Here is a 22805-nt window from a genome sequence, read left to right on the forward strand (position 1 = left end):
TTAAAATTGTAATTTTGTTTCTTCTTGTTGTTCTCGTATCCAAGTGGAGAGTCCCATATGATCGAGATGTTTGAGGAATGGATGTGGTGGTAATTCTTCTACGTTGACCATGGTTTTAACATCCCATTCGCCGGTGGCAATAAGAAGGGCTGCTGCTGCGGCTGGTACGCCGGCTGTGTAAGAAATGCCTTGGGCACTGGTTTCGTTAAAAGCTTGTTTGTGATCGGCTATATTATAGATGAAAATTTCTCTTGGTTTTCCATCTTTTTCACCTTTAATGAGGTCTCCAATACAAGTTTTTCCTGTGTAGTCTGGTGCTAAAGAGGCGGGATCGGGTAAGACAGCTTTTACGACCTTTAAAGGAACGACTTCTTGTCCCTCTGCCGTTTTAATAGGTTGCTCGGATAAAAGCCCGAGATTTTTTAGAACTGTAAAAACAGTGATATAACGTTCACCAAATCCCATCCAGAAACGGACATTTTGAACATCAAAATTTTTGGATAATGAATGAATTTCATCATGCCCCGTCATGTAAGCTTTTTGTTTTCCAACAACGGGAAGATCCCATTCATGGCTGACTTCAAACATTTGATTGGAAACCCATTTTCTATTTTGCCAAGACCATACTCGTCCTGTAAATTCTCGGAAGTTAATTTCTGGATCAAAATTTGTGGCAAACCAACGTCCGTGGTTTCCGGCATTAATATCAATAATATCAATATCTGTTATTTTATCAAAATAACACTTATGCGCTAACGCTGCATAAGCATTCACGACGCCTGGGTCAAAACCTGCACCTAAAATAGCAGTTATACCAGCTTTTTTACATTCTTGACGACGGGGCCATTCATAATTGCCATACCAAGGAGGTGTTTCACAAATTTTTAAAGGATCTTCGTGAATTGCAGTATCAATATAAGCGCATTTGGTTTCGATGCAAGCTGAAAGAACTGACATATTAAGAAAGGCTGATCCAACATTGATGACAATTTCACATTTTATTTTTTTTATGAGATTTACAGTTTCTTCTATATTCATTGCATTGAGCGCGTGGCCTATAAGAACACCTTGTTCTTTCATTGCGTTTTTTTCTTTAATGGAAGTAATAATGGCTTCACATTTTGTGAGCGTTCGTGAAGCGATATGAATATCGCCGAGAATATCGTTATTTTGGGCACATTTATGCGCAACTACTTGTGCAACACCTCCAGCACCAATAATGAGGACATTTTTCTTCATTTTGGGTTTATCTCCTTAATTAATATTGTCGCATGATGGTTTTGTTATATGGTTTTTGATTATGAAAGGCTCTTTTGGTAATCACTATAGCTGAATTGGCGTTGAATTGTTAGCGTTCCATCAGATTCTTTAATGACAATTGCAGGCATTGCAACACCATTGAACCAGTTTTTCTTAACCATTGTATAGCCTGCTGCATCTTGAAAAGACAATCTATCACCTATTTTAAGAGGTTCAGGGAACCGAAATGTTCCAAAAATATCACCAGCGAGACAAGATTTTCCGCATACCATAATTTCATGAGGTCCTTGATTAGGTTCTAACTTTGCATTTTCACGATAAATGAGAAGATCAAGCATATGGGCTTCAATTGAGCTATCAACGATAGCAAGGTTCTTTTCATTATATAATGTATCAAGAACACTTACTTCTAATGTGGTGCTTTTGGTAATAGCAGCTTCTCCTGGTTCCAGAAAAATGGTGACACCATGAGTTTTTGAAAAATGTTTTAAGCGTTCTGCAAAAGCTTCTAATGGGTAATTTTCAGCTGTAAAATGAATTCCACCACCTAGGCTTATCCATTCAACCGCAGTAAAGAGTTCTGCAAATTTTTCTTCCATGTGACTCAACATTTGGTTGAAAAGATTAAAATCAGCATTTTCACAATTGTTGTGGATCATCAAGCCATTGATGAGAGGCAAAACTTCTTTAATCGCGCTTTGGTTCGTTTCACCCAAACGACTAAAAGGACGAGAAGGATTGGCAAGATCAAAATTTGATGCACTGATGCCTGGATTTAACCTTAAACCTCGTTGAATGGTTTTTGTAGCGTTGGCAAAACGTTGAAGCTGTTGGATTGAATTAAAGATGATTTTATCTGCATAGCTACAAGCTTCATCAATTTCATCATCCGCCCAAGCAACTGAATAGGCATGGGTTTCTTTGCCAAATTTTTCTCTTCCTAAATGTAGTTCATAAAGAGAGGATGATGTGGTTCCATCCATAAACTTAGACATTAAATCAAAAACACTCCATGTGGCAAAACATTTCAAAGCAAGCAAAATTTTTGCTCCGGACATTTCGCGTAAGCGAGCGATAATTTCCATATTTTTTATGAGCTTAGATTTATCTATAAGATAATAGGGGGTTTTTATCATTGTTTATCTATTCTCTTTTGAAGGGATCTTATTGTTAAGATTAACGTTTAGTACAAAGAGCAACAGAATGTCTCAAGAAAAAGCAGTTTTAAAAAAAGAATCTGTTTTTGTCTAGCAATAGAGAGGCTTTCTGCAACTGAGTTTTGTTTTTGTTGTTTTGAGACTTGCGTTATGTGTATGACAAAAAAATTATATTATGCTTTAGCCCTCGTACTTGTTGGAAGTTTTTTTATTATAACAACTAATATTGTTGATTTAGTGCAAAATAAAAGCGATGCTAAAGCAAAAGTAGTCTCTCAAGCTTTTGTTCAAGAGAGGTCGGTGCCTTTGATTTTTACGGGGCGTAGAGAGCTTAATGGTTTTAAGGGGTATCATAATTATCGGCGTGGTTATGTTAAGTATAGAGATAATTGGTGGTATCCTGAAGCAGCTTTTGTTACATTACCACAGCTAAACACAAAACTGGCACCATTAAAAGTTACATCAGATGCGAGAGGAATGTTTTTAATCTCTTCTTTAGAGGAAAAGGAGCTAGGGGTACTTAAACAACATATTGAATCTTGTCGTGCACGTTATCGTTCTTATAATAAAGATGATAATAGCTATCAGCCTTTTCATGGTCCTCGTAAGCAGTGTCTTTCACGCTTTTTTAAAGGATAGAAACTGTTAAATGTAAAAAAATTTTTATCAGAATCTTGCCGTGCTCGTTACTGTTCTTAAAATAAAGAGGGAATTTATATGCTGCGATGTTTTTTCAAACACCGGTAGTTTTTTGAAAATTTTAAATGCTTTTAAGTTTTATTAAATCTTATTATCATTAAGTGTGGGGTGAGGGATAATGTAAATTTATTTTGTCGATGACAAAATGTTAAGGGCAGGATGGAGCTTAAAGAATGACAATACGGGAAGCAATGTTGATATTGCTCGTTTTGCTTCCCTTTTGTGGAAGTGCTGTTATTGGCTTTTTTCGTTCGACAGCAAAAAATAATGAAGCGTGGTTTGCGGGAGCTATTGCGCTTTTCAGCTTTCTTTTTACAATAATGCTTTATCCCGCAGTTCGTGGAAATCGTGTAGTGCGTTTAGATATTTCTTGGCTTCCAGAATGGGGAAGTGATTTGATCTTCCGTATGGATGGTCTATCATGGCTTTTTTGCTTGCTCATTACAGGAATTGGATTGCTTGTTGTTGTCTATGCGCGTTATTATATGGATCCGGCAGATTCTGTACCGCGTTTTTTTTCTTTTTTTCTCGCCTTTATGGGATCGATGACAGGAATAGTCTTGTCAGGCAATCTTATCTTTTTGGTTGCTTTCTGGGAACTTACCAGTATTTTTTCTTTTTTGTTGATCGGGTATTGGTACCATAATGCGAGTGCGCGTGAAGGTGCTCGTATGGCTTTAACCATCACAGGTTTTGGTGGTTTCACCCTTTTTATTGGGGTTTTATTGATTGGCAATATCGTTGGCAGTTTTGATTTGGATAAGGTATTGCAGTCTGGTGATATGATCCGGTCAAGTCCTCTTTATAATCCTGTTCTTATTTGTGTTTTATTGGGAGGGTTAACAAAAAGTGCGCAGTTTCCGTTCCATTTTTGGTTGCCCAATGCGATGGCTGCTCCAACACCTGTATCGGCTTATTTGCATTCGGCAACAATGGTGAAAGCAGGATTGTTTTTGCTTGTTCGGTTATGGCCCGTGCTCTCTGGGACAGAATCTTGGTTTTTGTTGGTTGGCTTTTCAGGCCTTTCAACACTGTTGCTTGGTGCCTATTTTTCTATGTTTCAGCAAGATTTGAAAGGGTTGCTTGCTTACTCAACGATTAGCCATCTTGGATTGATTACCACGCTTTTAAGTCTTGGAAGCCCACTTGCATGTGTTGCGGCGATTTTTCATATGGCCAATCATGCTACTTTTAAAGCTTCTTTATTTATGGCCGCGGGCATTATTGATCACGAGACGGGAACACGTGATATGCGTAAGCTGACAGGTCTTTATCGTTCTATGCCTATTACTGCAACGCTTGCTTTAGTCGCGAGTGCAGCAATGGCGGGAGTTCCTTTGTTGAATGGTTTTTTATCGAAAGAGATGTTTTTTGCTGAAGCGGTTGAAACGCATATGGAATCATGGCTTGATTGGATTGCACCTTATGTAGCAACGCTGGCTAGCCTGTTTAGTGTGACCTACTCTATACGTTTTATTCATAGCGTCTTTTTAGGACCAAAACCTGTTAATTTACTCAAAACGCCCCATGAACCACCGCATTTTATGCGTTTACCCATGGAACTTTTGGTGTTTATTTGTTTGGCGGTTGGTATTTTTCCTAATTTAACAATAGGGCCTATTTTGGATAATGCAGCTGTCTCTGTTTTAGGGACGATAACAATTCCTTATAGTTTGGCTGTTTGGCATGGTTTTAATACTCCATTGATGATGAGTTTGGTGGCTTTATTAGGGGGAGGATTGCTCTATGCTATCGGGCATCGTTACTTTTTATCTTGTGATGATGGGCCTCCTTTTTTTCGTCACTTAAAAGGACCCCGTATTTTTGAACGCGTTCTCGTGATTATTTCTTGGAAATGGGCACGTGCGGTGGAATCTGTTTTGTCAACACGTCGCTTGCAAATACAGTTGCACTGGATTTTTGGTGTGTGTTTTACATTTGTTGGTCTTTTGCTTTGGTGTGATGGTTTAATTTCAGCAGGTTCGTTACCATTTTTTCCGCTTGATATTCCTTTTCTTGCTCTTTGGGTGGTTGGCGGATTATGTGCGCTTTTAGTTGCTTGGCAAGCAAAGTTTCATCGCCTTGCATCACTCATGCTCTTAAGCGGCGCTGGCTTGATGACTTGTGCAACCTTTTTATGGCTTTCTGCACCAGATTTGGCAATAACACAATTGGTTGTTGAAGTTGTGACAGCTGTCTTATTGTTGCTTGGTTTGCGGTGGTTGCCTAAGCGTTTGCATAATCCTTCTCCAAAGTCTGTTCGTTTTTTTGTGCGTTTGCGTCGTTTCCGTGATTTCGTTATGGCTCTTGTGGGAGGTGCTGGGGTAGCGTGGCTTTCCTTTGCGATGATGACACGTCCTCAAGGTATGACAGTTTCTGATTTTTTTCTAACCAATGCTTATTCTGGTGCTGGTGGTCGCAATGTTGTGAATGTGCTGTTAGTTGATTTCCGTGGTTTTGATACCATGGGAGAAATTGTTGTTTTAGGTGTTGTTTCACTCACTGTTTTTGCCCTTTTAAGACGGTTTCGTCCTGCTCCTGAAAGTATTGACGCGCCTTTTCAACAACGTATTCAGAAAGCTTTTGATATGGCACAGCCTGACCGGAATGTGGGGGATACAGTGTTGAATTATCTCACTGTTCCTGCTGTTATCATGGGTTGGCTCTTTGCAGTTATTATCGCTTTTTCGGTTTATTTATTTATACGGGGGCATGATCTTCCAGGAGGTGGATTTGTCGGTGGTGTGACTCTAGCGATAGGTTTTATTTTGCAATATCTTGCGCGTGATATTCGTTGGGTGGAAAATCATTTGAGAGTTTTGCCTTTGCGTTGGATGGGTTTTGGTTTATTGTTGTCAGTTGCAACGGGAGTAGGGGCTTGGTTCGTTGGGTATCCTTTTTTAACCTCCTTTTTTCAATATATGCATCTTCCGTTGATTGGAAATGTTCCTATGGCATCTGCTTTTTTGTTTGATTTTGGTGTGTTTTCTCTTGTGTTAGGAGCAACTGTTCTCATTTTAATTGCGCTTGCACACCAGTCAGTTCGTAGTTACCGAATCGGTAAGAAACCACTTTTGGAGGAGAAGGAAAATTAATGGAAATTGTTCTTTCTTTGGCTATTGGTGTTCTTGTTGGATCAGGCATTTGGCTTGTGTTACGCCCACGAACATTTCAAGTTATTCTTGGTTTGTCTTTGATGTCCTATGGTGTCAATCTTTTTATGTTTTCAATGAGTAGACCGCGTAGCAATGTTGCACCGATTGTTGATCCTTCCATGGTGATCAATCCAGAAAATTACGTCGATCCTCTTCCACAATCTTTGGTTTTAACAGCAATTGTGATTGGTTTTGCAACGACAGCCTTATTTTTGGTTATACTTCTGGTTTCACGAGGATTAACAGGTTCAGATCACGTTGATGGACGTGAGGTGCAGTGATGGAAGTTTGCGTGCAGCATCTTCTTATTTTGCCTATCCTTTTACCTTTAAGCACTGGAGCGCTCCTTCTCCTTTATGATGAACGCCGTGCAAAACTTAAATCATTTATAAGTCTTTTTTCTGCAGGGTTATTGGTTCTTATTGCTGTTTTATTGATTATGTGTGCTCTTGAAGTTGCTCCGGCTTCGCGCATTTATCGGCTTGGCAATTGGCCTTCTCCCTTCGGAATTGTCTTGGTCCTTGATCGTTTAAGCGCTATGATGCTTTTACTTTCCAGCTTGTTGATGACGAGCGCGTTAGTTTTTGCACAGGCTCATTGGTACAAAGCTGGTCCTCATTTTCAATCACTGATGCAATTTTTCATGGTTGGAATAAACGGTGCTTTTTTGACAGGTGATTTATTCAATTTATTTGTGTTTTTTGAAGTGATGTTAACGGCTTCTTATGGGCTTGCATTGCATGGTTCTGGTCAGTCACGTGTGCGTGCGGGGTTGCATTATGTTGTGGTTAATCTTGTTGCTTCATTGTTTTTTTTAACTGGTGCAGCTCTCATTTATGGAGTCGTTGGCACTCTTAATATAGCTGATTTGGCTGTAAAAATAAAACATATAGCTGCTGAAGATATTGTTTTATTCGAAATAGGTGCTGCGTTTTTGGGTATTGCTTTTTTACTCAAAGCGGGCATGTGGCCGCTTAATTTTTGGTTGATGCCGACTTACAGTGCAGCAGTAGCACCTGTTGGGGCTTCTTTTGCACTTTTAAGCAAGGTGGGTATTTATGTTATTTTACGTTTGACGTTGTTATGGTTTGGACCTGAAAGTGGATATTTTAGCCATTTTGGTCATACGATTTTGTTTTATGGTGGGCTTGCCACTATGGCTTTTGGTTTTGTTGGGGTGTTGGCTAGCCAAGTTTTAGTACGTTTGGCAGCTTATAGCGTTCTTGTCTCTTCTGGTACATTATTGGCAGCGATTGGGATCGGTAATACAGCGCTGACAGCAGGTGCGCTCTTTTATATTGTTTCTTCGACTTTAGCACTTGGTGCTTTTTTTCTTCTGGTGGAGTTGGTCGAACGTTGCCAAGATGTAGCTGCAAATGTGTTAACTGTCACAATGGAAGTGTATGGTGATGATGAAGAGGAGGAAGAAGATGAAGTGGGTACCTATTTACCGGTAACTTTGGCAATTCTTGGGGCTTGTTTTGGTATCAGTGCTCTTTTGATTATTGGTTTGCCACCTTTTTCTGGTTTTGTTGCTAAATTTATGATGTTCATGGCAATCTTAAACCATACTAAGGAGAATGTGTCTGATTCTCTACCAGACTATCAGGATTGGCTTTTTATTATTTTTGTTACCCTCTCTGGTTTTTCCGCTTTAATTGCTTTGACACGAACAGGTATTCGAACTTTTTGGGTTTCTCTTGAAGGAAGAGTTCCGCGTGTGCAGGTCATTGAATTCGCACCCATTGCTATTCTTCTTGCTTTGTGTTTCCTTATAACAATTTTAGCCGGTCCTGTTAGCCACTATATGTCTGAAACAGCAAAGACTTTGTATGATCCTCAAAACTATATTGGGAGCGTTTTAGGTGATTTTTCTCTCGAAAAGAGGGAGATGAATCGATGAGTTATTTTTGTCCTTTCCCTTTTTTCAGTGGCATAATTGTTTTTATGTGGTTGACCTTGAACGGTTTTAATTTAGGCCAATTGCTATTAGGGATTATAATTGGTTTGTTTAGTGGTTGGGTGATGCGGTTTCTTGAACCGGAAAAGATCACGATTAAAAATTGGAGTGCAGTCTTTCGTCTCATTTTTCGTGTATTTATCGATTCTATAATTTCAAATATTTCGGTGGTTTGTTTTGTTTTAACAAAAAGGTCTCAAAAACAACGGTCGGGTTTTATTGTAGTGCCTCTTTTGCTCGAGAGTCGTACTGCTTTGGCTATTTTAGCATGCATCCTTTCTGTCACTCCAGGAACTGTTTGGATTGCCTATAATAGAAAAAATGGTGAGCTTTTGCTTCATGTTTTAAATTTTAAAAATGGATATAACTACCAACAGTTTATAAAACAACGGTATGAGCAGTTGCTTTTGGAGATTTTTTCATGAGTATGATGATCCTTTATTGGGGGATTTTTTGTTCGCAGTTTTTTTTATGTTTGGCGATGATTCCAGCGCTATTTCGATTGATTCGTGGTCCACGGGCGCAAGATCGGATTGTAGGGTTGGATGCCCTTTATATAACCACGATTCTTTTATTTCTTACATTTGATATTCGTTCAGGAACAACTATTTATTTTGTAGCAGCTCTCATTATTGGGCTTTTGGGTCCTGTATCAAGCATTGCTTTGGCAAAATTTTTGATGCGGGGAGAGATTATTGAATGAATGATGATGTATCGCTTGTGGTTGCTATTGTTATCACAGTTTTTTTAATATTGGGATCTGGTCTCACATTGATTGGCGCGATAGGATTAGTGCGTCTTTCCAGTTTTTATAAGCGTTTGCATATGCTTTCACTGAGCACAAGTTGGGGGGCAGGTAGTATTCTTATTTCCTCGTTTCTTTATTCCACGTTTGTAGACCATCATTTTGTGTTTCATGAAATATTATTGATGATTTTTTTGCTTGTGACAATACCCGTGGCTTCCATGTTGGTATCGCAAGCGGGGGCTTATCGAGACCATTCAGAAAATGAACAGGAAAAACCGCTGGCTCTTTTATCGCGTCAGACAGAAGAACAGACATCTACATTAGAAGGAATATCAAGCGATAAGAACCAGCGTGATTTTTAGTATGTAAGAACTCTTTTTATTCTGTGCCTTTTTCTTCTACACAGTTGAGCGGCATTTCTTCCTTTGGATCATTAATGAGGTTATAAAATGTCGCCTCATCTTTTTTTGTCCACCAAATATATTCAGCTCCTGCATATTTTGCTCCAGAAGCAGAAATGACATTGGAAGCTATGACGCGCTTTCCGTTCCATTTGAGATCAACGAGCCCAATCTCACCGGCATTGTAGTAGGTTGCTTCAACACGTTCTTTTTTTGTTTCAGTATTACATTGGTAGATAACGGTTTCTTTTGTTGGTTCTGGATCGTCTGGCACCTCAATGACCAAAGAGCCAGCAAAAGCACTGATTGAGCTAAACAGCGACAAATTTAAAACGGTTAGAAAATGTAAATTAAAAAGTTTTTTTTTCATAATGTTTACCCGATTAGTTAGAATAATAACGTTGATTCATCCTTACAATGGATGAGTTTTTTTCCTTCTGGATCGCGAATACGATCATGAAGTTTGACTTCGTTGTTCATTTCCCACCAAATATACTGTGCTCCTTCATATTTTTTTCCTGTGTCGGCAATGACGTTTGCAGCAATAACACGATCACCTTTCCATTTGAAATCAACCAGCGCAATATTATCAGCATTGAGATAGACTGCTTCAATGTGTTCTTTACTTTTTCCAGTATCACATTGATAGGCAATAGTTCGCGTTGTTGGCTCTGGATTGTCTGGTACTTCAAGGATTAAAGAAGCGGCGAAGGTATTTCCTGAACTAAAGAGAGATAGACTTGAAGCGGTCAAAAATCCTAAAATATGTAGAGTTTTTTTCATAATGCTTCCCTATATTAAGCAGAAGAGTAATTTAACTGATGCGATGGTGTCTACGGCAGGATTCGAACCTGCGACCCCAGGATTCATACCACTTCGATTTTCATCGCCAGCTTTACAGACTGTTTGTGGTCTGGACTGTCTCTTCACCTTGAAGCTTATGCTCTTTAGGCGCTGCCCGTTCAGTCTCTACACCTTCCTCTCCTTTGAAGAGAGGCTTGGCTCGGGATTGGCATGGGAGTCCCCCATAAAGCTTTCCCCGAATTTGAGCAGATCCACTTTGAGGATTTCTCCTTAAAGCGCCCAATTTCTTTAGGAATCCTGTGCTCTATCCTACTGAGCTACGCAGACATCATCACGCTTATTTCTTTAATAGAAGTATAAAAACGAATCAATTATATTCAATATGAATTAACGAATTTTCGCTAATTTTTGTTCCAGAAAAGTTAAAACTGCCTCTGGAGAGACATTTTTTGCAATAAATGATTGACCAAGTCCGCGTGTTAAGATGAAGGTCAAATTGTTTTTTGAGACTTTTTTATCTTGGGAGATGAGAGTCATCAGTGTTTCAGCATCTGGTAGCTTACCTGGAATATCCTGTAGTTGTGTAGGCAATCCCACTGCTTTAAGGTGTGTTTCGATGCGGTGTGTGAGTGTGGGGTTTATTAAATTCAGTTGAGCGGAGAATTGGTGAGCTAGAGTCATCCCAATTGCTACAGCTTCGCCGTGGATTAAACGGTTTGAGTCGTAAGCTGTTGCTGTTTCAAGCATATGTCCAAATGTATGACCAAGGTTTAAGAGTGCGCGTTCTCCTGTTTCGTATTCATCGCGTGCTACAATGTGAGCTTTAAATTGGCACGAGCGGACAATGGCTTCTGTTCGTATAGGGCCATTAGAAAAAATTTTTTGCCCGTTTTTTTCAAGCCATTCAAAGAAGTCAGGCTGGTTAATGAGCCCATATTTAACTATTTCAGCGTAACCAGCGCGAAATTGGCGCAATGGCAGTGTATCAAGGATACAAGTATCAGCGATAACACAGCGTGGTTGATAAAAAGTACCAATAAGATTTTTACCATATCGGCTATTGATTCCAGTTTTTCCACCAACAGAAGAATCAATTTGTGCAAGCAACGTGGTAGGTATCTGAATGAAGTTCATGCCGCGGCGTATGATGCTTGCGGCAAACCCTCCTAGGTCGCCAATGACACCACCACCAAAAGCAATAACGCTGTCACCTCTTTCTAAACGTGCAGCAAGAATTTTATCAATAACAGTTTGCAGAGTTGAAAATGATTTTGATTGTTCTCCTGCTTCTACCACAATAGGAACAGCATGAATTTTATTTCTTGTTAACTCTGTCTGTAATGTATCCAAATGAAGGGATGCAACGTTTGTATCTGTAACAACTGCTAAACGTGTCTGATGAAAATCTTTTTGGTGAAGAGAACGCTTAATCTGCAAAGCAGTTTGAGCAATGAGATTTGGGCCAATAATGATATCGTAACAGTGCTTGTCCAGTTTAACAGTAACGGTTTTGGCTTGCATGCTTGTTATTCCTATCGTTATCTTCTGTAGAGAGGTAGTGCTGTACAGATCGTATGACATTTTTTGCTACGGTATGATGGCTTTCTTTGTGACTGTTAATTGTTAAATTTGCTTTTGCATAGATAGGATAACGCTGTTCCATGAGTTTTTTCATGGTTTCTTTAGGGTTTTCTGTTTGAAGAAGTGGCCGTGTTGGACGCCGTGAAACACGTTTCATGAGGATATCAAGATCAACTTTGAGCCAGATAGATATTCCATTTTGATGAATAGCTTTTCGAATGTCTTGGTTTATGTAGGCACCGCCACCTGTTGCTAAAACAAGAGGTTTTTTTTTAATGAGGTTTAGAATAACACGCTGTTCAAGAGCACGAAACTCCGGTTCACCATAAGTTTCAAAGAGTTCAGTAATGGTCATGTTAGCAGCTTTTTCGATTTCCTGATCAGAATCGTAAAAGGGTAAATGGAGTATGGTGGCAACGCGTTTTCCGATCACTGATTTGCCTGCACCCATAAGACCTACAAGCACAAGTGCTCGTTTATCAAGAGTTGATAAGAGCTGATTCTTTATCTGTGTCATCGAGATATATTTAGGTTGATTACTTTTCATAGCTTATGTCGACATTTATCTGCTTTAAAGTCAATTCCTGTTAATCTTTGTAAGGTATGATAAGAGATGGAGTATTTTGGAAATAGTTTATTATCTTATGCCAACATTGACCAGATTTTTGATGATTCTTTTCATTTCGCTTGCTATTCTTTTTAGTATAATGGTTGCTCTTACAGTTTGGGTTGAGCCGGTAACTGTGGATACTTATATCAGTGTCCCCTTGGATTCATTAGATTTTTCTTCAAAAGCGAATGAATGAAATGAAAAGTGATGCTGTGATAGATCATTTCCTTGAGATGATGAGCGCGGAGCGAGGGGCTTCTTCTCATACGCTTGCGGCTTATCAGCATGATTTGCAGTGGGCACGAGATGAATTGTCTTCGCATTCTGTTTCGCTTCTTTCAGCACAAAAAGAAGATTTAATTGCTCTTTTATCGCTTATGCATACTCTTGGTTTTGCAGCATCTTCACAAGCACGCCGTTTATCGACTTTGCGTCAATTTTATCAATTTCTTTATGCAGAAGGGTTGAGAGCAGATGATCCTTCTCATGATATTGACGTGCCTCGACAGGGGCGTCCTTTGCCTGAAATCATCAGTGAAGATGGGGTAACAAAATTACTTGATTTGGCACAGTTGGAAGTGAATCAAGCAAATTATGGGACTAAGGATTATCTTCGCGCATTGCGTCTTCAGGTGTTGATTGAAATGCTTTACGCAACAGGGCTCCGTATTAGTGAGTTGGTGAGTCTTCCCGTGCAGGCTGTTCGAGGGAAGGAGGCTTATATTTTTGTGTGCGGTAAAGGTAAAAAAGAGCGAATGGTGCTGTTATCAAAAAAGGCATGTCAAGTTCTTTCACAGTGGTTAGACTTGCGTGATCAAGGAAAGGATGCGGCAAGTCTTTATCTTTTTCCTGCGCGTTCAGAAACAGGGTATATTGCTCGTCAAGTTGTTGCGCGGGAGTTAAAAAAACTCGCCAGAAGGGCAGGAATAAAAGATGACAGCTTGTCTCCCCATGTGTTGCGCCATGCTTTTGCTAGCCATCTTTTGCAGAATGGTGCTGATTTACGTGCAGTTCAACATTTGTTAGGTCACTCTGACATTGCTACCACCCAGATTTATACTCATGTGTTGGAAGCAGGACTTTATCGTTTAGTCAATGAGCATCATCCACTTGCCGATGAGCAGAAGGCTAAGTAAAGAAAAGGGGATGTTTTTGAAAAATACTTTATAAAGCGAATTATAAGTGTATAAGTGACACCAAATAAGTTAGGTACAATGTATAATTATCTTGATTTTGAAAAACCAGTTGCTGATCTCGATGGGAAAATTCTTGAATTAAAACAGATTTCTCAAGAAGAAGGCAGTCTTGATATGAGCGACGAGATTGCGCGTCTTGAAATGCGTTCCCAGACGGCATTGCGTGATATTTACAAAAAATTATCGCCATGGCAAAAAACACAAGTGGCTCGTCATCCTGATCGGCCTCATTTTTTGGACTATTCTGCACGTTTGTTGAGTGATGTTACACCTTTGGCAGGAGATCGCAAGTTTGCTGAAGATGAGGCGATTCAAGCAGGGTTCGCCCGCTTTAAAGGTGAAGCAGTTGCATACATAGGTCAAGAGAAAGGTCACGATACGCAAACACGTTTGCGTTATAATTTTGGTTCTGCACGTCCAGAAGGGTATCGCAAAGCTGTACGTATTATGGAAATGGCTGATCGTTTTGGTTTGCCATTACTCACTTTTGTCGATACAGCAGGGGCGTATCCTGGTGTGAGTGCTGAAGAGCGCGGTCAAGCAGAAGCAATTGCTCAATCAACAGCAGCGACTTTGCGTTTAAAGGTTCCTGTTGTTTCGGTTGTTATTGGAGAAGGCGGTTCAGGAGGAGCGATAGCAATTGCTGCGGCCAACAAAGTGTATATGCTAGAACATGCGATTTATTCTGTTATTTCTCCAGAAGGCGCAGCTTCTATTTTATGGCGTGATCCTAGCCGTGCGAAAGATGCGGCAATGAATATGCGTATTACTGCTCAAGATTTGTATCGCTTAAAGATTATTGATGGCATTATTCCAGAGCCTTTGGGAGGTGCACATCGAGGAAAAGAGACTGTTATTGATGAAACAGGTGATGTTATTTCAGAGGCTTTAAAGGCTATGGCTGGCAAAGATGGGGAAGCTCTTAAACAAGACCGTTGGGAAAAATATCTTCAAATTGGTAGGTCTCTTGCATAAATGATTTTTGTGAGGGGATAAATTGGAGTTTTATTTGATGACATTCAACAGATTCCTCACAGTGTGTGTTTTGTTTGCAATGGGAATATTGATGGCATGTGGAGTAAGATTGCCAGCTTCTATCCGTGCTAAAGTTGAGCAACCGCTTCCACAAGAAATTCAAAATAGAATGGCTTTGCATAATATCGATCCCTATGCGCCGATTATGATGCGGTTTTTTAAGGAAGAAAATATTGCCGAAGTTTGGAAACAGTCCCGTTCAGGACCTTTTGTGCTCATGGCGCGCTATGGCATTTGCAAATGGTCCGGTCAGCTTGGACCTAAATATAAGGAAGGAGATTTTCAGACGCCGGAAGGTTTTTACACTGTTAGTGCAAATCAAATGAATCCCTATTCTAAATATTATCTTTCTTTTAATATAGGATTTCCTAACCTTTATGATCAGGTCCATGGCCGAACAGGAAGCAATCTGATGGTGCATGGTTCTTGTTTTTCTGCTGGTTGTTATTCCATGAGTGATAAGAATATGGCACAGATTTATGCTTTTGCACGTGATGCTTTCAGAGGTGGACAGAGAGAATTTCAGTTGCAGGCTTTTCCTTTTCGCATGACTGATGCCAATATGACGCGTCATAGAGATGATCCTCATTATCAATTTTGGGTTATGCTTAAAGAAGGTTATGATTTCTTTGAGGAGAATCGTAAACCTCCAAAGGTTTATGTGTACGAAAAACGTTATGTTTTCAATCATAACACTGATCAAATTTCAGCTGCTCTAACGCAGTGAATGCCGGTTTTATCGTAAAATGGGAGCTCCCTTTGATTTTTTTCAGAATGCTTTATTCTTTATATCTGTAATGTCGAGTGTTGTCTTTCAGTATGGGTGATATAAGGCACTTTCATGCATATTGAAAATACAAAGTCATTTCTGACTGGTTGTAGTTTTTTGCATTAACCAAGTATAAAAGTGTGTAGTTGAACGGAATATTCAGAGCCGAATTTGTTCGGTGAGCTTATGAAATGAATCATATAAATGGCTAGAAGGTAGTATCCATTTAAGAGAAATCAATCTGATTAAAGATTGGTGAGGATTAAGAATCTTCATTTTTTAGGGTGATGGGAGGGGATAAAATGATGTGTTAGCGTTTGTGGTGATATATTATGGAGCATATTCAAAAATCCACGGTATTGTTATTAAAGATTTTTGTTCAAAAGAGTGAAGAAGTTAAAATTTCATCCCTGGGATAATCAGAGGGTTATCCAATATAGCAGTTTTATCTGCAGTATCTATTGCTGGTTTGTTTAAAAAAGCATCAAGGAGTTTTTGTATTGTTTCTTTTTCAACACCATCGGCAATGATGACAAAACGCGTTTTTGTGATTCCTTTTGGCCATGCTGGAAGTCTTATTGGTGGGTGGAAGAATGTCTGTACGCCGTGTAATACAAGTGGGCGATGCGGGTCATCACGTAATGCAATAATTGCTTTAATACGTAATAATTTTGCGCCATAAAGGTTGTTTAGGAGATCTAAAAAAGCCTCGATAGTGGCATAGTCCATTGGTTCTTCACACTCTAATGAAAAAGCGCGAATGGTCAAATGATGAGCGTGATTGTGGGGAGCAAGCGTGAGCCACTGTTTCAGTTGTGTATTTTCTCCTTTTTCATCCCATAATGTTTTATTGATTAATACACTTGGGCAGCATTGATCAGAATGGACATCGATGATTTGCGCTGTAGGGTTAATCGCTTTGAGTGTGTTGATGAGCGTATTTAAAAGCACTTTTGGGGCAGTAAGGTCTGTTTTTGTGAGGATAATTTTGTCAGCAAGTACTAATTGTTTGTGTATTTCAGGATAGCTCTCAAATATGGAAAGCGTGCTTAATGTATCAAATGTTGCAAGAATAGAATCGATAGATACTGTTTGGATTAAAGTAGGATGGGTTAGAAGAACTTGTATAATAGGGGCTGGATCAGCTATTCCTGTCGTTTCAATGATAATGCGATTTAGTTGTTTGATATTTCCTGTATGAACACGATCAATCAAATCAATCAGTGTATCAATGAGATCACTGCGTAAATCGCAGCATAAGCAACCATTGGTGAGTTCAATAATTCCTTCTGTTGCCTTTTCAACCAGAAGATGGTCAATACTCACTTCACCAAATTCATTGATGATAACAGCACTCTCAGCCAAAAGAGGATCGCGGAGCATGCGGTTGAGTAAAGTTGTTTTGCCAGAGCCTAAGAAACCAGTAATAAGTGTAAGAGGGATGCGTTTTGTTTTCATATTCATTATCGGTTGTGGCTTGTGGCTTTTGTTATAGGATAGTTTGCTTGTTTTTTATACGAAGTGTGGAATTTTTTTAGCGGATTTGCTTTTGCTTTACGCGTTGGTGGTGTATAAATGAGGCGCACTGGTAAAGGAAGAGTGGAAGAAGGCAAAGCAGTAATAAAAGGTGAGGTGAGGATAATATTTCCTTGATCATCATAAGATTTTGCATGCATTTTTGCGGCTTCAATAGTGCATGTTTGTTGTTTCATGTTGGTCGCTTGTGCTATTTTAGTTCCATAGGGCTCTAGTGTTACCAATGTTAATTGCGACGATCCTTGGTGCAAAAAACCTGTTTCAAGCAGTTGTGCGGCTTTTTCTTCTCTTTCACTCACATTGTTAGAACCTAAAATGACAGCAATAATCGTGCGTTTATTGCGGGTTGCTGAGGCAACAAGATTAAAGCCAGAGGCACAGATAAAGCCTGTTTTCATGCCGTCTATGCCGTTAAAACGACCAATGAGGTTGTTTGAATTTGGTTGGATTTTTCGTCTGTCACCAAAATCAATGGCTGGTATAGAAAAATAATGAGCATATTGAGGAAATTCTCGACGAATTTGAACCGCTAAAAGAGCAATATCGCGTGCTGTGGAATAATTGTATGGGTTTGGTAATCCACTTGCATTAGAAAAATGCGTTCCAAACATTCCTAAGCGTTGAGCCTCACTATTCATTCGTTGCACAAAAGCTTCTTCTGAACCTGCAACCGCTTCACTCATGGCAATAGCCAAGTCATTGGTGGAGTTAACCAGAGTAATGCTTAAGGCTGTATCAAGTGTGAGAACAGAACCAGCTTTGTAACCTGAACGGTGCGCGGGAGCTTTCGCCGCATATTCGCTGATGGTGATGTGTTTGTTGGGTGAAATTTCCCCTGTGCTCATGGTGCGAAAAATGACATAAGCGGTCATTAATTTTGTTAAGGAGGCAGGATACCAGCGTTCAAAGGCTTGATTGTGCTCTAAGATGCGGCCAGTTGCAACGTCAACAGAGATAAAGGGTTGAGCTAGAACAAGGGTATTTATCAAACTCAAAAAGAAAGATAAAAACAGATGATGAACAAGTCGTTGCATTAAGTCCAATACCTTCTTATCATTTATTTAGAATTATTTTAATGTAGTACATAAAATTTTTGAGTCCATGATTATAGAGAGCAGATAGTTAATACCCTATGAGTTTTTTTCAGGGGTAAAACCAACGCGTATCTTTATTTTTCTCCTTGAATTCGGTTTTGCTAATTGCAAAATTCTTTAAAGTAATATCGTTTCATTAACGAAGGCTGTACAATGTTTAACATTCTCTGATAGTATTATGCTTGTAGGAGCATCCATTGTGCTGTTCATTTACGTACTTGCTTTAAAAAAGCATCTCACTTTGCCTTCTACCCTAGTTACTGCTCATGAAGAGTGTAACATAAAGTGTCTTTGATATCAGCATCTTTATGCTTATGCAGGTGTATATTGGCGTTATATACTCTCAATGTTATAATTTTTTTGTATTTGAGAGCGTTCATAAGAGGTATATTCACCTCTTTTTCAATTTTTCTATATTCTGCTTTCTCTTATAATGGATAATCAAACTTTTTGATAATCCGTTATAAAAGAGAAAATAAGATATCCTGTATTTGGTACTTTTAAATCAATATGAGAGGCAATAAATTATTGTTTATAAATCAATCTGTTGATTCATAGTGATTCAGTTTTTGAAGCTTTTTAACAGCGTAGGGGGGCATAGGTGGAGGGCTAGGATCTTGGGCTGCTAATAAGAGCAATTCATCACAGGCTTTTTCTGTTTTTTGGACGAGTTGGTCCAAAAAATCACGTTTGCTTAAACCAGCTTCTATGGGGGGGAGAATGCGAACACGGATTGTTCCAGGATAGCGGCGAAAATTGCCTCGTGGCCAATATAAACCAGCATTGTGTGCAATGGGAACAACTTGAAGTCCCAATTCATTGTAGAGAGCAATAATCCCTGATTTATAATCTGGTTCCTGTCCTGGCTGTCGGCGTGTTCCTTCGGGAAAGATCAAAATTTGGCGCCCTTGTTTTGCTTTTTCTTTTGCTTTTTGTATGATGGTTTTTAAAGCTTTAATGGGCGTTGTTCGGTTTATGGGAATAATTTGTGTTTTTGCCATGTACCAGCCAAAAAATGGAATCCACGTCAGTTCACGCTTTAGGATGAGAGCGGGATCATCAAAATAGGGGACAAGGCTGAAAGTTTCCCACGCAGATTGATGTTTGGGAGCGATAATATAGGCTCCTTTAGGGAGATTTTCTAATCCTTCAATTTCATAGTTTGTACCCGCAATATATTTTTGCAAAAAAAGTGTGACGCGCGCCCATGTTTTAGGCACAATCCACGCTTTTTTGCGTGGCATGAGAAAATAGATGGGAGCGTAAAGAATCATTTGTATAAAAGTTGTTGTATAAAAAGCGAACGTAAAAAGAAGAGAACGAAGGATAAGCACTATATTTTCCATTTTATATCTACGAAGAGAGTGTATATATAACCTACTTTACACGAGAAAACATCTTTCTTTATGTTTTTTCAAAAGTCTATTTTTAGCTATTTTCTGTTATTTAAAAATATGAGGAAAACAGATTAATGAGGTTGCAGGGGAGCCAAAACACTTTTTTTATTCCACGGATTTTATCTATTGCGGGGACTGATCCTTCTGGTGGCGCTGGAATGCAAGCGGATTTGAAGGTTTTTTCAGCCATGAAAACCTATGGTATGAGTGTGGTTACAGCTGTTGTTGCACAAAATACACAAGGTGTACGTGCTTTTCAGGCGTTGGATGCTTCTTTTGTCGCTGATCAAATTGATTCTGTTTTTGAGGATATCCATGTTGATGCTGTTAAAATTGGTATGGTAGCAAATGCTCAGATTGCGCAGATTATAGCAGAGCGTCTTGCTTATCACAAAGCGCGCTTTATTGTTTTTGATCCCGTTATGGTCGCAAAAAGTGGTGATGTTCTTTTAAAGCCTGATACAATTGAAATTATGCGTAATGTTCTTGTGCCGATGTCAACAATTATTACACCTAATTTGCCTGAGGCTGCTATGTTGTTGGGATGTGAAGTGCAATGGTCGTTAAACGCTATGTACCAATATGGTCCTCGGCTTTTGACTTTAGGTTGTAATGCAGTTTTGTTGAAGGGGGGACATTTGAGCACTCTTGCTTGCAAGGGTACAGCAAATTACGATTGTTCTAGTCCAGACCTTTATTGTGATTGTGAAGGGATCGTGACGCTTGAAGCTTCACGTATCATAACTACCAATGATCACGGTACAGGTTGTACCATTTCAGCTGCAATTGCAGCTTTATTGCCTACACAGCCTTTGGTTTGCGCAGTTAAACAAGCAAAAGACTATTTGCATGGGGCTTTATCTGCTTCAAGCGTTTTGCAAGTAGGGAAAGGTCGGGGACCACTTCACCATTTTTATGAACTATGGGATAAAAGATAAAGGAGAACCTTATTGAATATTGCTATTATTTTGGGGTCTATACGTCAACCATCGCTAACAAGAATCTTAGCCAACTACTTGGCTGATTGTCTATTGATGCGTGGTGCATCTCTTCATTGGGTTGATTTACGTGAACAGCCTTTGCCGATTACTGATCCAGATTATCATAACCATGTAGAGTCTAATCCAAGTGCTGCCGTTCGTCAGTTTGTTAAAACAATTGCGGCGGCTGATGGTGTTGTACTCGCTAGTCCTCTTTATCAAGGGTCTTATTCGGGTGTTTTAAAAAATGCTCTTGATAGTTTGGCTTATGATGCTTTTTTAAAGAAACCGGTTGGGCTTATCTCACATGGTAGTGCAACCAAAAAATGCGCACAACCATGTGAGCATTTATTGTCGGTGGTGCGCACGCTTTATGGCTATGTGCTACAATGTCAAGTTGCTTCATCCAAGCAAGATTTTGCATCGGATGATGAAGGTCGTACATGGAAAATCATAAGTGAAGAGGTACGGGTACGTTGTGAGCGGCTTGCTAATGAAATGTGCACATTTTTAAAACAAAAGAGTGGGGGATATGATAAAAAATGATGAGCAATATCCTTATTTAGTGGTGGGTGGCACAGAGATGCTTGCACCCTTGTGTCAGTTGCTAGAGCCGCAAGAAGTGATTATTGCAGCGCACTTTTTCTTATCAGGTTCAGTTTGAAGCATTGCGAAAAAACTATATATGTGTGCCGTTGGATTATTATTGTACGGTTTTGTAGACACAATTTTTAGAAGCTGTGACCCAATGGCATGGGCTAAAATATTGCATATTGTTAGGTTCATTCGTTCGCACACCCATTTTCTTGCACGTTGATTGAGCGGTTAGCTTTTTTGGCTAAACCACAGTGTATTCTTCATGCTTTTTCCTCTTAAAGATTTTGCATTTACTTATTTTATGACAACAAATCGAATGCTGTATATGAAAAGGATGGAATCACAAATCTTTGCTTTAGATTAAAGCCGTATGTGCAATTTTAAAGAAGTTTTAATGAACTTTGAAAGACCTTTGAAGACCCTTTGAGAACCCCTTAAAAATCTTTTGAAAAAAAATAAATTGGTACAAAACCTAGTGGCAAAATATACAAAACCTGCTGGCAAGCTACATACACAAAATCTGCTGATAAGCTACATACAATAACAAATGCAAAATTCATATGGAGCGGGCGATGGGATTCGAACCCACGACCCCAACCTTGGCAAGGTTGTGCTCTACCCCTGAGCTACACCCGCTCACCGATTCGAAACATATTTCGCTTCAAGTGTTGCTTGTATGGCGTAGGCTTTTGCGAATTGCAACAAAAAAATAACATTTCAGTTTGATTTATTTACTCATGTTTCAAAAAGGGAAATAAAGATTGATTTTGGAAGATTCTTCAGTAATAAATTATCTCCTTTACCGATTGTTGCAAAAAAAAGGGGCGGAGTGAAATGTTGAGAAGAGTAAATGTATTATGGATTGCAGTGGCAGCTGTTTTTATCATCAATAGTTTTGCAAAAGCGGGTGATCACGTTAAACACGTTAAAGTTGCACTTACACAAATTATGGCACATCCTGCTGCAGATACAGTTCGTAAAGGTGTGGAAGATGTGCTTGCAGAAAATGGTTATAAGCAAGGTGAAAATTTAGAACTCACTTTTTTATCAGCGCAGGGCAATATTTCTACAGCAACGCAAATTGCGCGTAAATTTGTTGGTGATAAACCTGATGTAATTGTTGCAATTAGTACGCCTTCAGCACAGACGATGTTCGCGGCAACGAAAACAATTCCTATTGTCTTTGCTGCAATTTCTGATCCTATGGGAGCGAAAATAGTGTCTTCGCTTACCAAACCTGGTGGCAATGTGACGGGGGCTTCTGATCATATAGATGTTGCAGAAAGTCTTAAGCTTTTGCAAGAGGTGAAACCAGATTTGAAAAAACTTGGTTATCTTTATAATGCTTCTGAGGCCAATTCTGTTTCAACACTTAAGGTGTTAAAAGATGCAGCGAACAAAGTGGGAATTGAAATCATTCCTTCATCGGCGTCTAAACCTTCTGATGTTCAGGCGGCGACACGCGCTTTAGTTGGTAAGGTGGATCTTATTTTTATTCCCGCTGACAATACGGTTCTTTCTGTTTTAGAGGGAGCGTCAAAAGTTACACAGGAAACGAACACTCCTTTATTTACTGTCGATGCTAACTCTATTGGACGCGGACCTTTTATGACTCAGGGCGTAAATTTCTATGATGTAGGAGTTGATGCTGGCAAGTTGGTTGTGCGTATTTTGAAGGGTGAAAAGCCCGGCGATATTGATATTGTGCAGGGAGCTAATAATGATATCCGCATTGATATGAAAGCGGCTAAAAAAGCTGGTATCATCATTCCACAAGCGGTTCTTGAACGTGCAACAAAGGTTATTCAGTAGATTTCCATTGACAC

25 protein-coding genes and 1 tRNA gene are annotated in these 22805 nt (G+C 39.3%); 15 read left to right on the forward strand and 11 right to left on the reverse strand.

Annotated features, from left to right (window positions below; genetic code table 11):
• Together LBE40_RS07445 and LBE40_RS07450 are read right to left on the reverse strand one after the other, a co-directional pair.
• Entirely contained in the window at positions 1-1239 is a 1239-nt protein-coding gene (locus LBE40_RS07445; RefSeq protein ID WP_004858037.1) for a saccharopine dehydrogenase family protein, read from the reverse strand.
• Between the two features lie 59 nt (positions 1240-1298).
• Entirely contained in the window at positions 1299-2396 is a 1098-nt protein-coding gene (locus LBE40_RS07450; protein WP_004858035.1) for a carboxynorspermidine decarboxylase, read from the reverse strand.
• 171 nt (positions 2397-2567) lie between these two features.
• Here LBE40_RS07450 and LBE40_RS07455 point away from each other — a divergent pair, with 171 nt between their 5' ends.
• The 7 genes from LBE40_RS07455 to mnhG all read left to right on the forward strand — a co-directional run bounded on the left by LBE40_RS07455 (position 2568) and on the right by mnhG (position 9341).
• Entirely contained in the window at positions 2568-3056 is a 489-nt protein-coding gene (locus LBE40_RS07455; protein WP_252615181.1) for a BA14K family protein, read from the forward strand.
• Positions 3057-3289: 233 nt separating this feature from the next.
• Positions 3290-6211 carry a monovalent cation/H+ antiporter subunit A gene (locus LBE40_RS07460; RefSeq protein ID WP_004858032.1) on the forward strand — a complete coding sequence of 974 codons (2922 nt, stop codon included), beginning with the start codon at positions 3290-3292 and terminating at the stop codon, positions 6209-6211.
• Entirely contained in the window at positions 6211-6552 is a 342-nt protein-coding gene (locus tag LBE40_RS07465) for a Na+/H+ antiporter subunit C (RefSeq protein ID WP_004858031.1), read from the forward strand. The genes LBE40_RS07460 and LBE40_RS07465 overlap by 1 nt, the downstream gene beginning before the upstream one ends.
• Positions 6552-8174, forward strand: coding sequence for a monovalent cation/H+ antiporter subunit D (locus LBE40_RS07470; protein ID WP_004858029.1), 1623 nt, complete (start codon positions 6552-6554; stop codon positions 8172-8174). Before LBE40_RS07465 ends, LBE40_RS07470 begins: the two co-directional genes overlap by 1 nt.
• Positions 8171-8656 carry a Na+/H+ antiporter subunit E gene (locus LBE40_RS07475; RefSeq protein WP_004858027.1) on the forward strand — a complete coding sequence of 162 codons (486 nt, stop codon included), beginning with the start codon at positions 8171-8173 and terminating at the stop codon, positions 8654-8656. The genes LBE40_RS07470 and LBE40_RS07475 overlap by 4 nt, the downstream gene beginning before the upstream one ends.
• The gene (locus LBE40_RS07480; protein WP_004858026.1) at positions 8653-8934 is read left to right on the forward strand and encodes a K+/H+ antiporter subunit F; all 282 of its coding nucleotides are present in this window, start codon (positions 8653-8655) and stop codon (positions 8932-8934) included. Before LBE40_RS07475 ends, LBE40_RS07480 begins: the two co-directional genes overlap by 4 nt.
• A complete protein-coding gene (mnhG, locus tag LBE40_RS07485; protein WP_004858025.1) occupies positions 8931-9341 on the forward strand; it encodes a monovalent cation/H(+) antiporter subunit G in 411 nt (136 codons plus the stop codon). The genes LBE40_RS07480 and mnhG overlap by 4 nt, the downstream gene beginning before the upstream one ends.
• A gap of 16 nt (positions 9342-9357) precedes the next feature.
• On the opposite strand, the gene LBE40_RS07490 is transcribed toward mnhG, so the two are convergent.
• The 5 genes from LBE40_RS07490 to LBE40_RS07510 form a co-directional block, all read right to left on the reverse strand.
• Positions 9358-9750, reverse strand: a complete 393-nt coding sequence (locus LBE40_RS07490) for an MliC family protein (RefSeq protein ID WP_004858023.1) — start codon at positions 9748-9750, stop codon at positions 9358-9360.
• 17 nt (positions 9751-9767) lie between these two features.
• The gene (locus LBE40_RS07495) at positions 9768-10163 is read right to left on the reverse strand and encodes an MliC family protein (protein ID WP_004858021.1); all 396 of its coding nucleotides are present in this window, start codon (positions 10161-10163) and stop codon (positions 9768-9770) included.
• A gap of 112 nt (positions 10164-10275) precedes the next feature.
• A complete protein-coding gene (locus LBE40_RS07500; protein ID WP_040296795.1) occupies positions 10276-10467 on the reverse strand; it encodes a hypothetical protein in 192 nt (63 codons plus the stop codon).
• A 104-nt stretch (positions 10468-10571) separates the two neighbouring features.
• The gene (gene aroB / locus LBE40_RS07505; protein WP_004858019.1) at positions 10572-11705 is read right to left on the reverse strand and encodes a 3-dehydroquinate synthase; all 1134 of its coding nucleotides are present in this window, start codon (positions 11703-11705) and stop codon (positions 10572-10574) included.
• Complete coding sequence (locus LBE40_RS07510; RefSeq protein WP_004858017.1) at positions 11680-12312, reverse strand: shikimate kinase; 633 nt, start codon at positions 12310-12312, stop codon at positions 11680-11682. Before LBE40_RS07510 ends, aroB begins: the two co-directional genes overlap by 26 nt.
• A 76-nt stretch (positions 12313-12388) precedes the next feature.
• Here LBE40_RS07510 and LBE40_RS07515 point away from each other — a divergent pair, with 76 nt between their 5' ends.
• The 4 genes from LBE40_RS07515 to LBE40_RS07530 all read left to right on the forward strand — a co-directional run bounded on the left by LBE40_RS07515 (position 12389) and on the right by LBE40_RS07530 (position 15333).
• The gene (locus LBE40_RS07515) at positions 12389-12571 is read left to right on the forward strand and encodes a hypothetical protein (protein ID WP_143244880.1); all 183 of its coding nucleotides are present in this window, start codon (positions 12389-12391) and stop codon (positions 12569-12571) included.
• Between the two features lies 1 nt (position 12572).
• On the forward strand, positions 12573-13511 hold the full coding sequence (locus LBE40_RS07520; protein WP_040296793.1) for a site-specific tyrosine recombinase XerD: 939 nt from the start codon (positions 12573-12575) through the stop codon (positions 13509-13511).
• A gap of 78 nt (positions 13512-13589) precedes the next feature.
• Positions 13590-14546 carry an acetyl-CoA carboxylase carboxyltransferase subunit alpha gene (locus LBE40_RS07525; protein WP_040296791.1) on the forward strand — a complete coding sequence of 319 codons (957 nt, stop codon included), beginning with the start codon at positions 13590-13592 and terminating at the stop codon, positions 14544-14546.
• A gap of 37 nt (positions 14547-14583) precedes the next feature.
• Positions 14584-15333, forward strand: coding sequence for a L,D-transpeptidase family protein (locus LBE40_RS07530; protein ID WP_004858012.1), 750 nt, complete (start codon positions 14584-14586; stop codon positions 15331-15333).
• 438 nt (positions 15334-15771) lie between these two features.
• Here LBE40_RS07530 and LBE40_RS07535 read toward each other — a convergent pair whose 3' ends face one another.
• The 3 genes from LBE40_RS07535 to LBE40_RS07545 form a co-directional block, all read right to left on the reverse strand.
• A complete protein-coding gene (locus tag LBE40_RS07535) occupies positions 15772-16839 on the reverse strand; it encodes a CobW family GTP-binding protein (protein WP_004858010.1) in 1068 nt (355 codons plus the stop codon).
• Entirely contained in the window at positions 16839-17945 is a 1107-nt protein-coding gene (locus LBE40_RS07540) for a D-alanyl-D-alanine carboxypeptidase family protein (RefSeq protein ID WP_004858009.1), read from the reverse strand. Before LBE40_RS07540 ends, LBE40_RS07535 begins: the two co-directional genes overlap by 1 nt.
• Before the next feature lie 599 nt (positions 17946-18544).
• A complete protein-coding gene (locus LBE40_RS07545; protein ID WP_051016683.1) occupies positions 18545-19351 on the reverse strand; it encodes a lysophospholipid acyltransferase family protein in 807 nt (268 codons plus the stop codon).
• 125 nt (positions 19352-19476) lie between these two features.
• Between LBE40_RS07545 and thiD the strand changes: the two genes are divergently transcribed.
• From thiD to LBE40_RS08410, 3 genes are read left to right on the forward strand one after another with little or no spacing between them, the layout of a single operon-like run.
• Positions 19477-20340: a bifunctional hydroxymethylpyrimidine kinase/phosphomethylpyrimidine kinase gene (thiD, locus tag LBE40_RS07550; RefSeq protein WP_004858006.1), complete on the forward strand. Its 864-nt coding sequence runs from the start codon at positions 19477-19479 to the stop codon at positions 20338-20340.
• 12 nt (positions 20341-20352) lie between these two features.
• The gene (locus LBE40_RS07555) at positions 20353-20928 is read left to right on the forward strand and encodes an NADPH-dependent FMN reductase (RefSeq protein ID WP_004858004.1); all 576 of its coding nucleotides are present in this window, start codon (positions 20353-20355) and stop codon (positions 20926-20928) included.
• A complete protein-coding gene (locus LBE40_RS08410; RefSeq protein WP_004858003.1) occupies positions 20915-21046 on the forward strand; it encodes a hypothetical protein in 132 nt (43 codons plus the stop codon). Before LBE40_RS07555 ends, LBE40_RS08410 begins: the two co-directional genes overlap by 14 nt.
• 494 nt (positions 21047-21540) lie before the next feature.
• On the opposite strand, the gene LBE40_RS07560 is transcribed toward LBE40_RS08410, so the two are convergent.
• A tRNA-Gly gene (locus LBE40_RS07560) sits at positions 21541-21615 on the reverse strand.
• Positions 21616-21813: 198 nt separating this feature from the next.
• Between LBE40_RS07560 and LBE40_RS07565 the strand changes: the two genes are divergently transcribed.
• Positions 21814-22791 (forward strand): ABC transporter substrate-binding protein, encoded by a 978-nt coding sequence (locus LBE40_RS07565; RefSeq protein ID WP_004858001.1) that lies wholly within the window; start codon positions 21814-21816, stop codon positions 22789-22791.
• The last annotated feature ends 14 nt before the right edge of the window (positions 22792-22805 follow it).

Source organism: Bartonella taylorii (genome assembly GCF_023920105.1).
GTDB classification, from domain to species: Bacteria; Pseudomonadota; Alphaproteobacteria; order Rhizobiales; family Rhizobiaceae; genus Bartonella; species Bartonella taylorii.

Excerpts from the sequence above, each read along its gene's own strand:
- LBE40_RS07445 (WP_004858037.1), bottom strand. The coding sequence starts at position 1,239 with ATGAAGAAAAATGTCCTCATTATTGGTGCTGGAGGTGTTGCACAAGTA.
- LBE40_RS07450 (WP_004858035.1), bottom strand. The coding sequence starts at position 2,396 with ATGATAAAAACCCCCTATTATCTTATAGATAAATCTAAGCTCATAAAA.
- LBE40_RS07455 (WP_252615181.1), top strand. The coding sequence starts at position 2,568 with ATGTGTATGACAAAAAAATTATATTATGCTTTAGCCCTCGTACTTGTT.
- LBE40_RS07460 (WP_004858032.1), top strand. The coding sequence starts at position 3,290 with ATGACAATACGGGAAGCAATGTTGATATTGCTCGTTTTGCTTCCCTTT.
- LBE40_RS07465 (WP_004858031.1), top strand. The coding sequence starts at position 6,211 with ATGGAAATTGTTCTTTCTTTGGCTATTGGTGTTCTTGTTGGATCAGGC.
- LBE40_RS07470 (WP_004858029.1), top strand. The coding sequence starts at position 6,552 with ATGGAAGTTTGCGTGCAGCATCTTCTTATTTTGCCTATCCTTTTACCT.
- LBE40_RS07475 (WP_004858027.1), top strand. The coding sequence starts at position 8,171 with ATGAGTTATTTTTGTCCTTTCCCTTTTTTCAGTGGCATAATTGTTTTT.
- LBE40_RS07480 (WP_004858026.1), top strand. The coding sequence starts at position 8,653 with ATGAGTATGATGATCCTTTATTGGGGGATTTTTTGTTCGCAGTTTTTT.
- mnhG (WP_004858025.1), top strand. The coding sequence starts at position 8,931 with ATGAATGATGATGTATCGCTTGTGGTTGCTATTGTTATCACAGTTTTT.
- LBE40_RS07490 (WP_004858023.1), bottom strand. The coding sequence starts at position 9,750 with ATGAAAAAAAAACTTTTTAATTTACATTTTCTAACCGTTTTAAATTTG.
- LBE40_RS07495 (WP_004858021.1), bottom strand. The coding sequence starts at position 10,163 with ATGAAAAAAACTCTACATATTTTAGGATTTTTGACCGCTTCAAGTCTA.
- aroB (WP_004858019.1), bottom strand. The coding sequence starts at position 11,705 with ATGCAAGCCAAAACCGTTACTGTTAAACTGGACAAGCACTGTTACGAT.
- LBE40_RS07510 (WP_004858017.1), bottom strand. The coding sequence starts at position 12,312 with ATGAAAAGTAATCAACCTAAATATATCTCGATGACACAGATAAAGAAT.
- LBE40_RS07520 (WP_040296793.1), top strand. The coding sequence starts at position 12,573 with ATGAAAAGTGATGCTGTGATAGATCATTTCCTTGAGATGATGAGCGCG.
- LBE40_RS07525 (WP_040296791.1), top strand. The coding sequence starts at position 13,590 with ATGTATAATTATCTTGATTTTGAAAAACCAGTTGCTGATCTCGATGGG.
- LBE40_RS07530 (WP_004858012.1), top strand. The coding sequence starts at position 14,584 with ATGACATTCAACAGATTCCTCACAGTGTGTGTTTTGTTTGCAATGGGA.
- LBE40_RS07535 (WP_004858010.1), bottom strand. The coding sequence starts at position 16,839 with ATGAATATGAAAACAAAACGCATCCCTCTTACACTTATTACTGGTTTC.
- LBE40_RS07540 (WP_004858009.1), bottom strand. The coding sequence starts at position 17,945 with ATGCAACGACTTGTTCATCATCTGTTTTTATCTTTCTTTTTGAGTTTG.
- LBE40_RS07545 (WP_051016683.1), bottom strand. The coding sequence starts at position 19,351 with ATGGAAAATATAGTGCTTATCCTTCGTTCTCTTCTTTTTACGTTCGCT.
- thiD (WP_004858006.1), top strand. The coding sequence starts at position 19,477 with ATGAGGTTGCAGGGGAGCCAAAACACTTTTTTTATTCCACGGATTTTA.
- LBE40_RS08410 (WP_004858003.1), top strand. The coding sequence starts at position 20,915 with ATGATAAAAAATGATGAGCAATATCCTTATTTAGTGGTGGGTGGCACA.
- LBE40_RS07565 (WP_004858001.1), top strand. The coding sequence starts at position 21,814 with ATGTTGAGAAGAGTAAATGTATTATGGATTGCAGTGGCAGCTGTTTTT.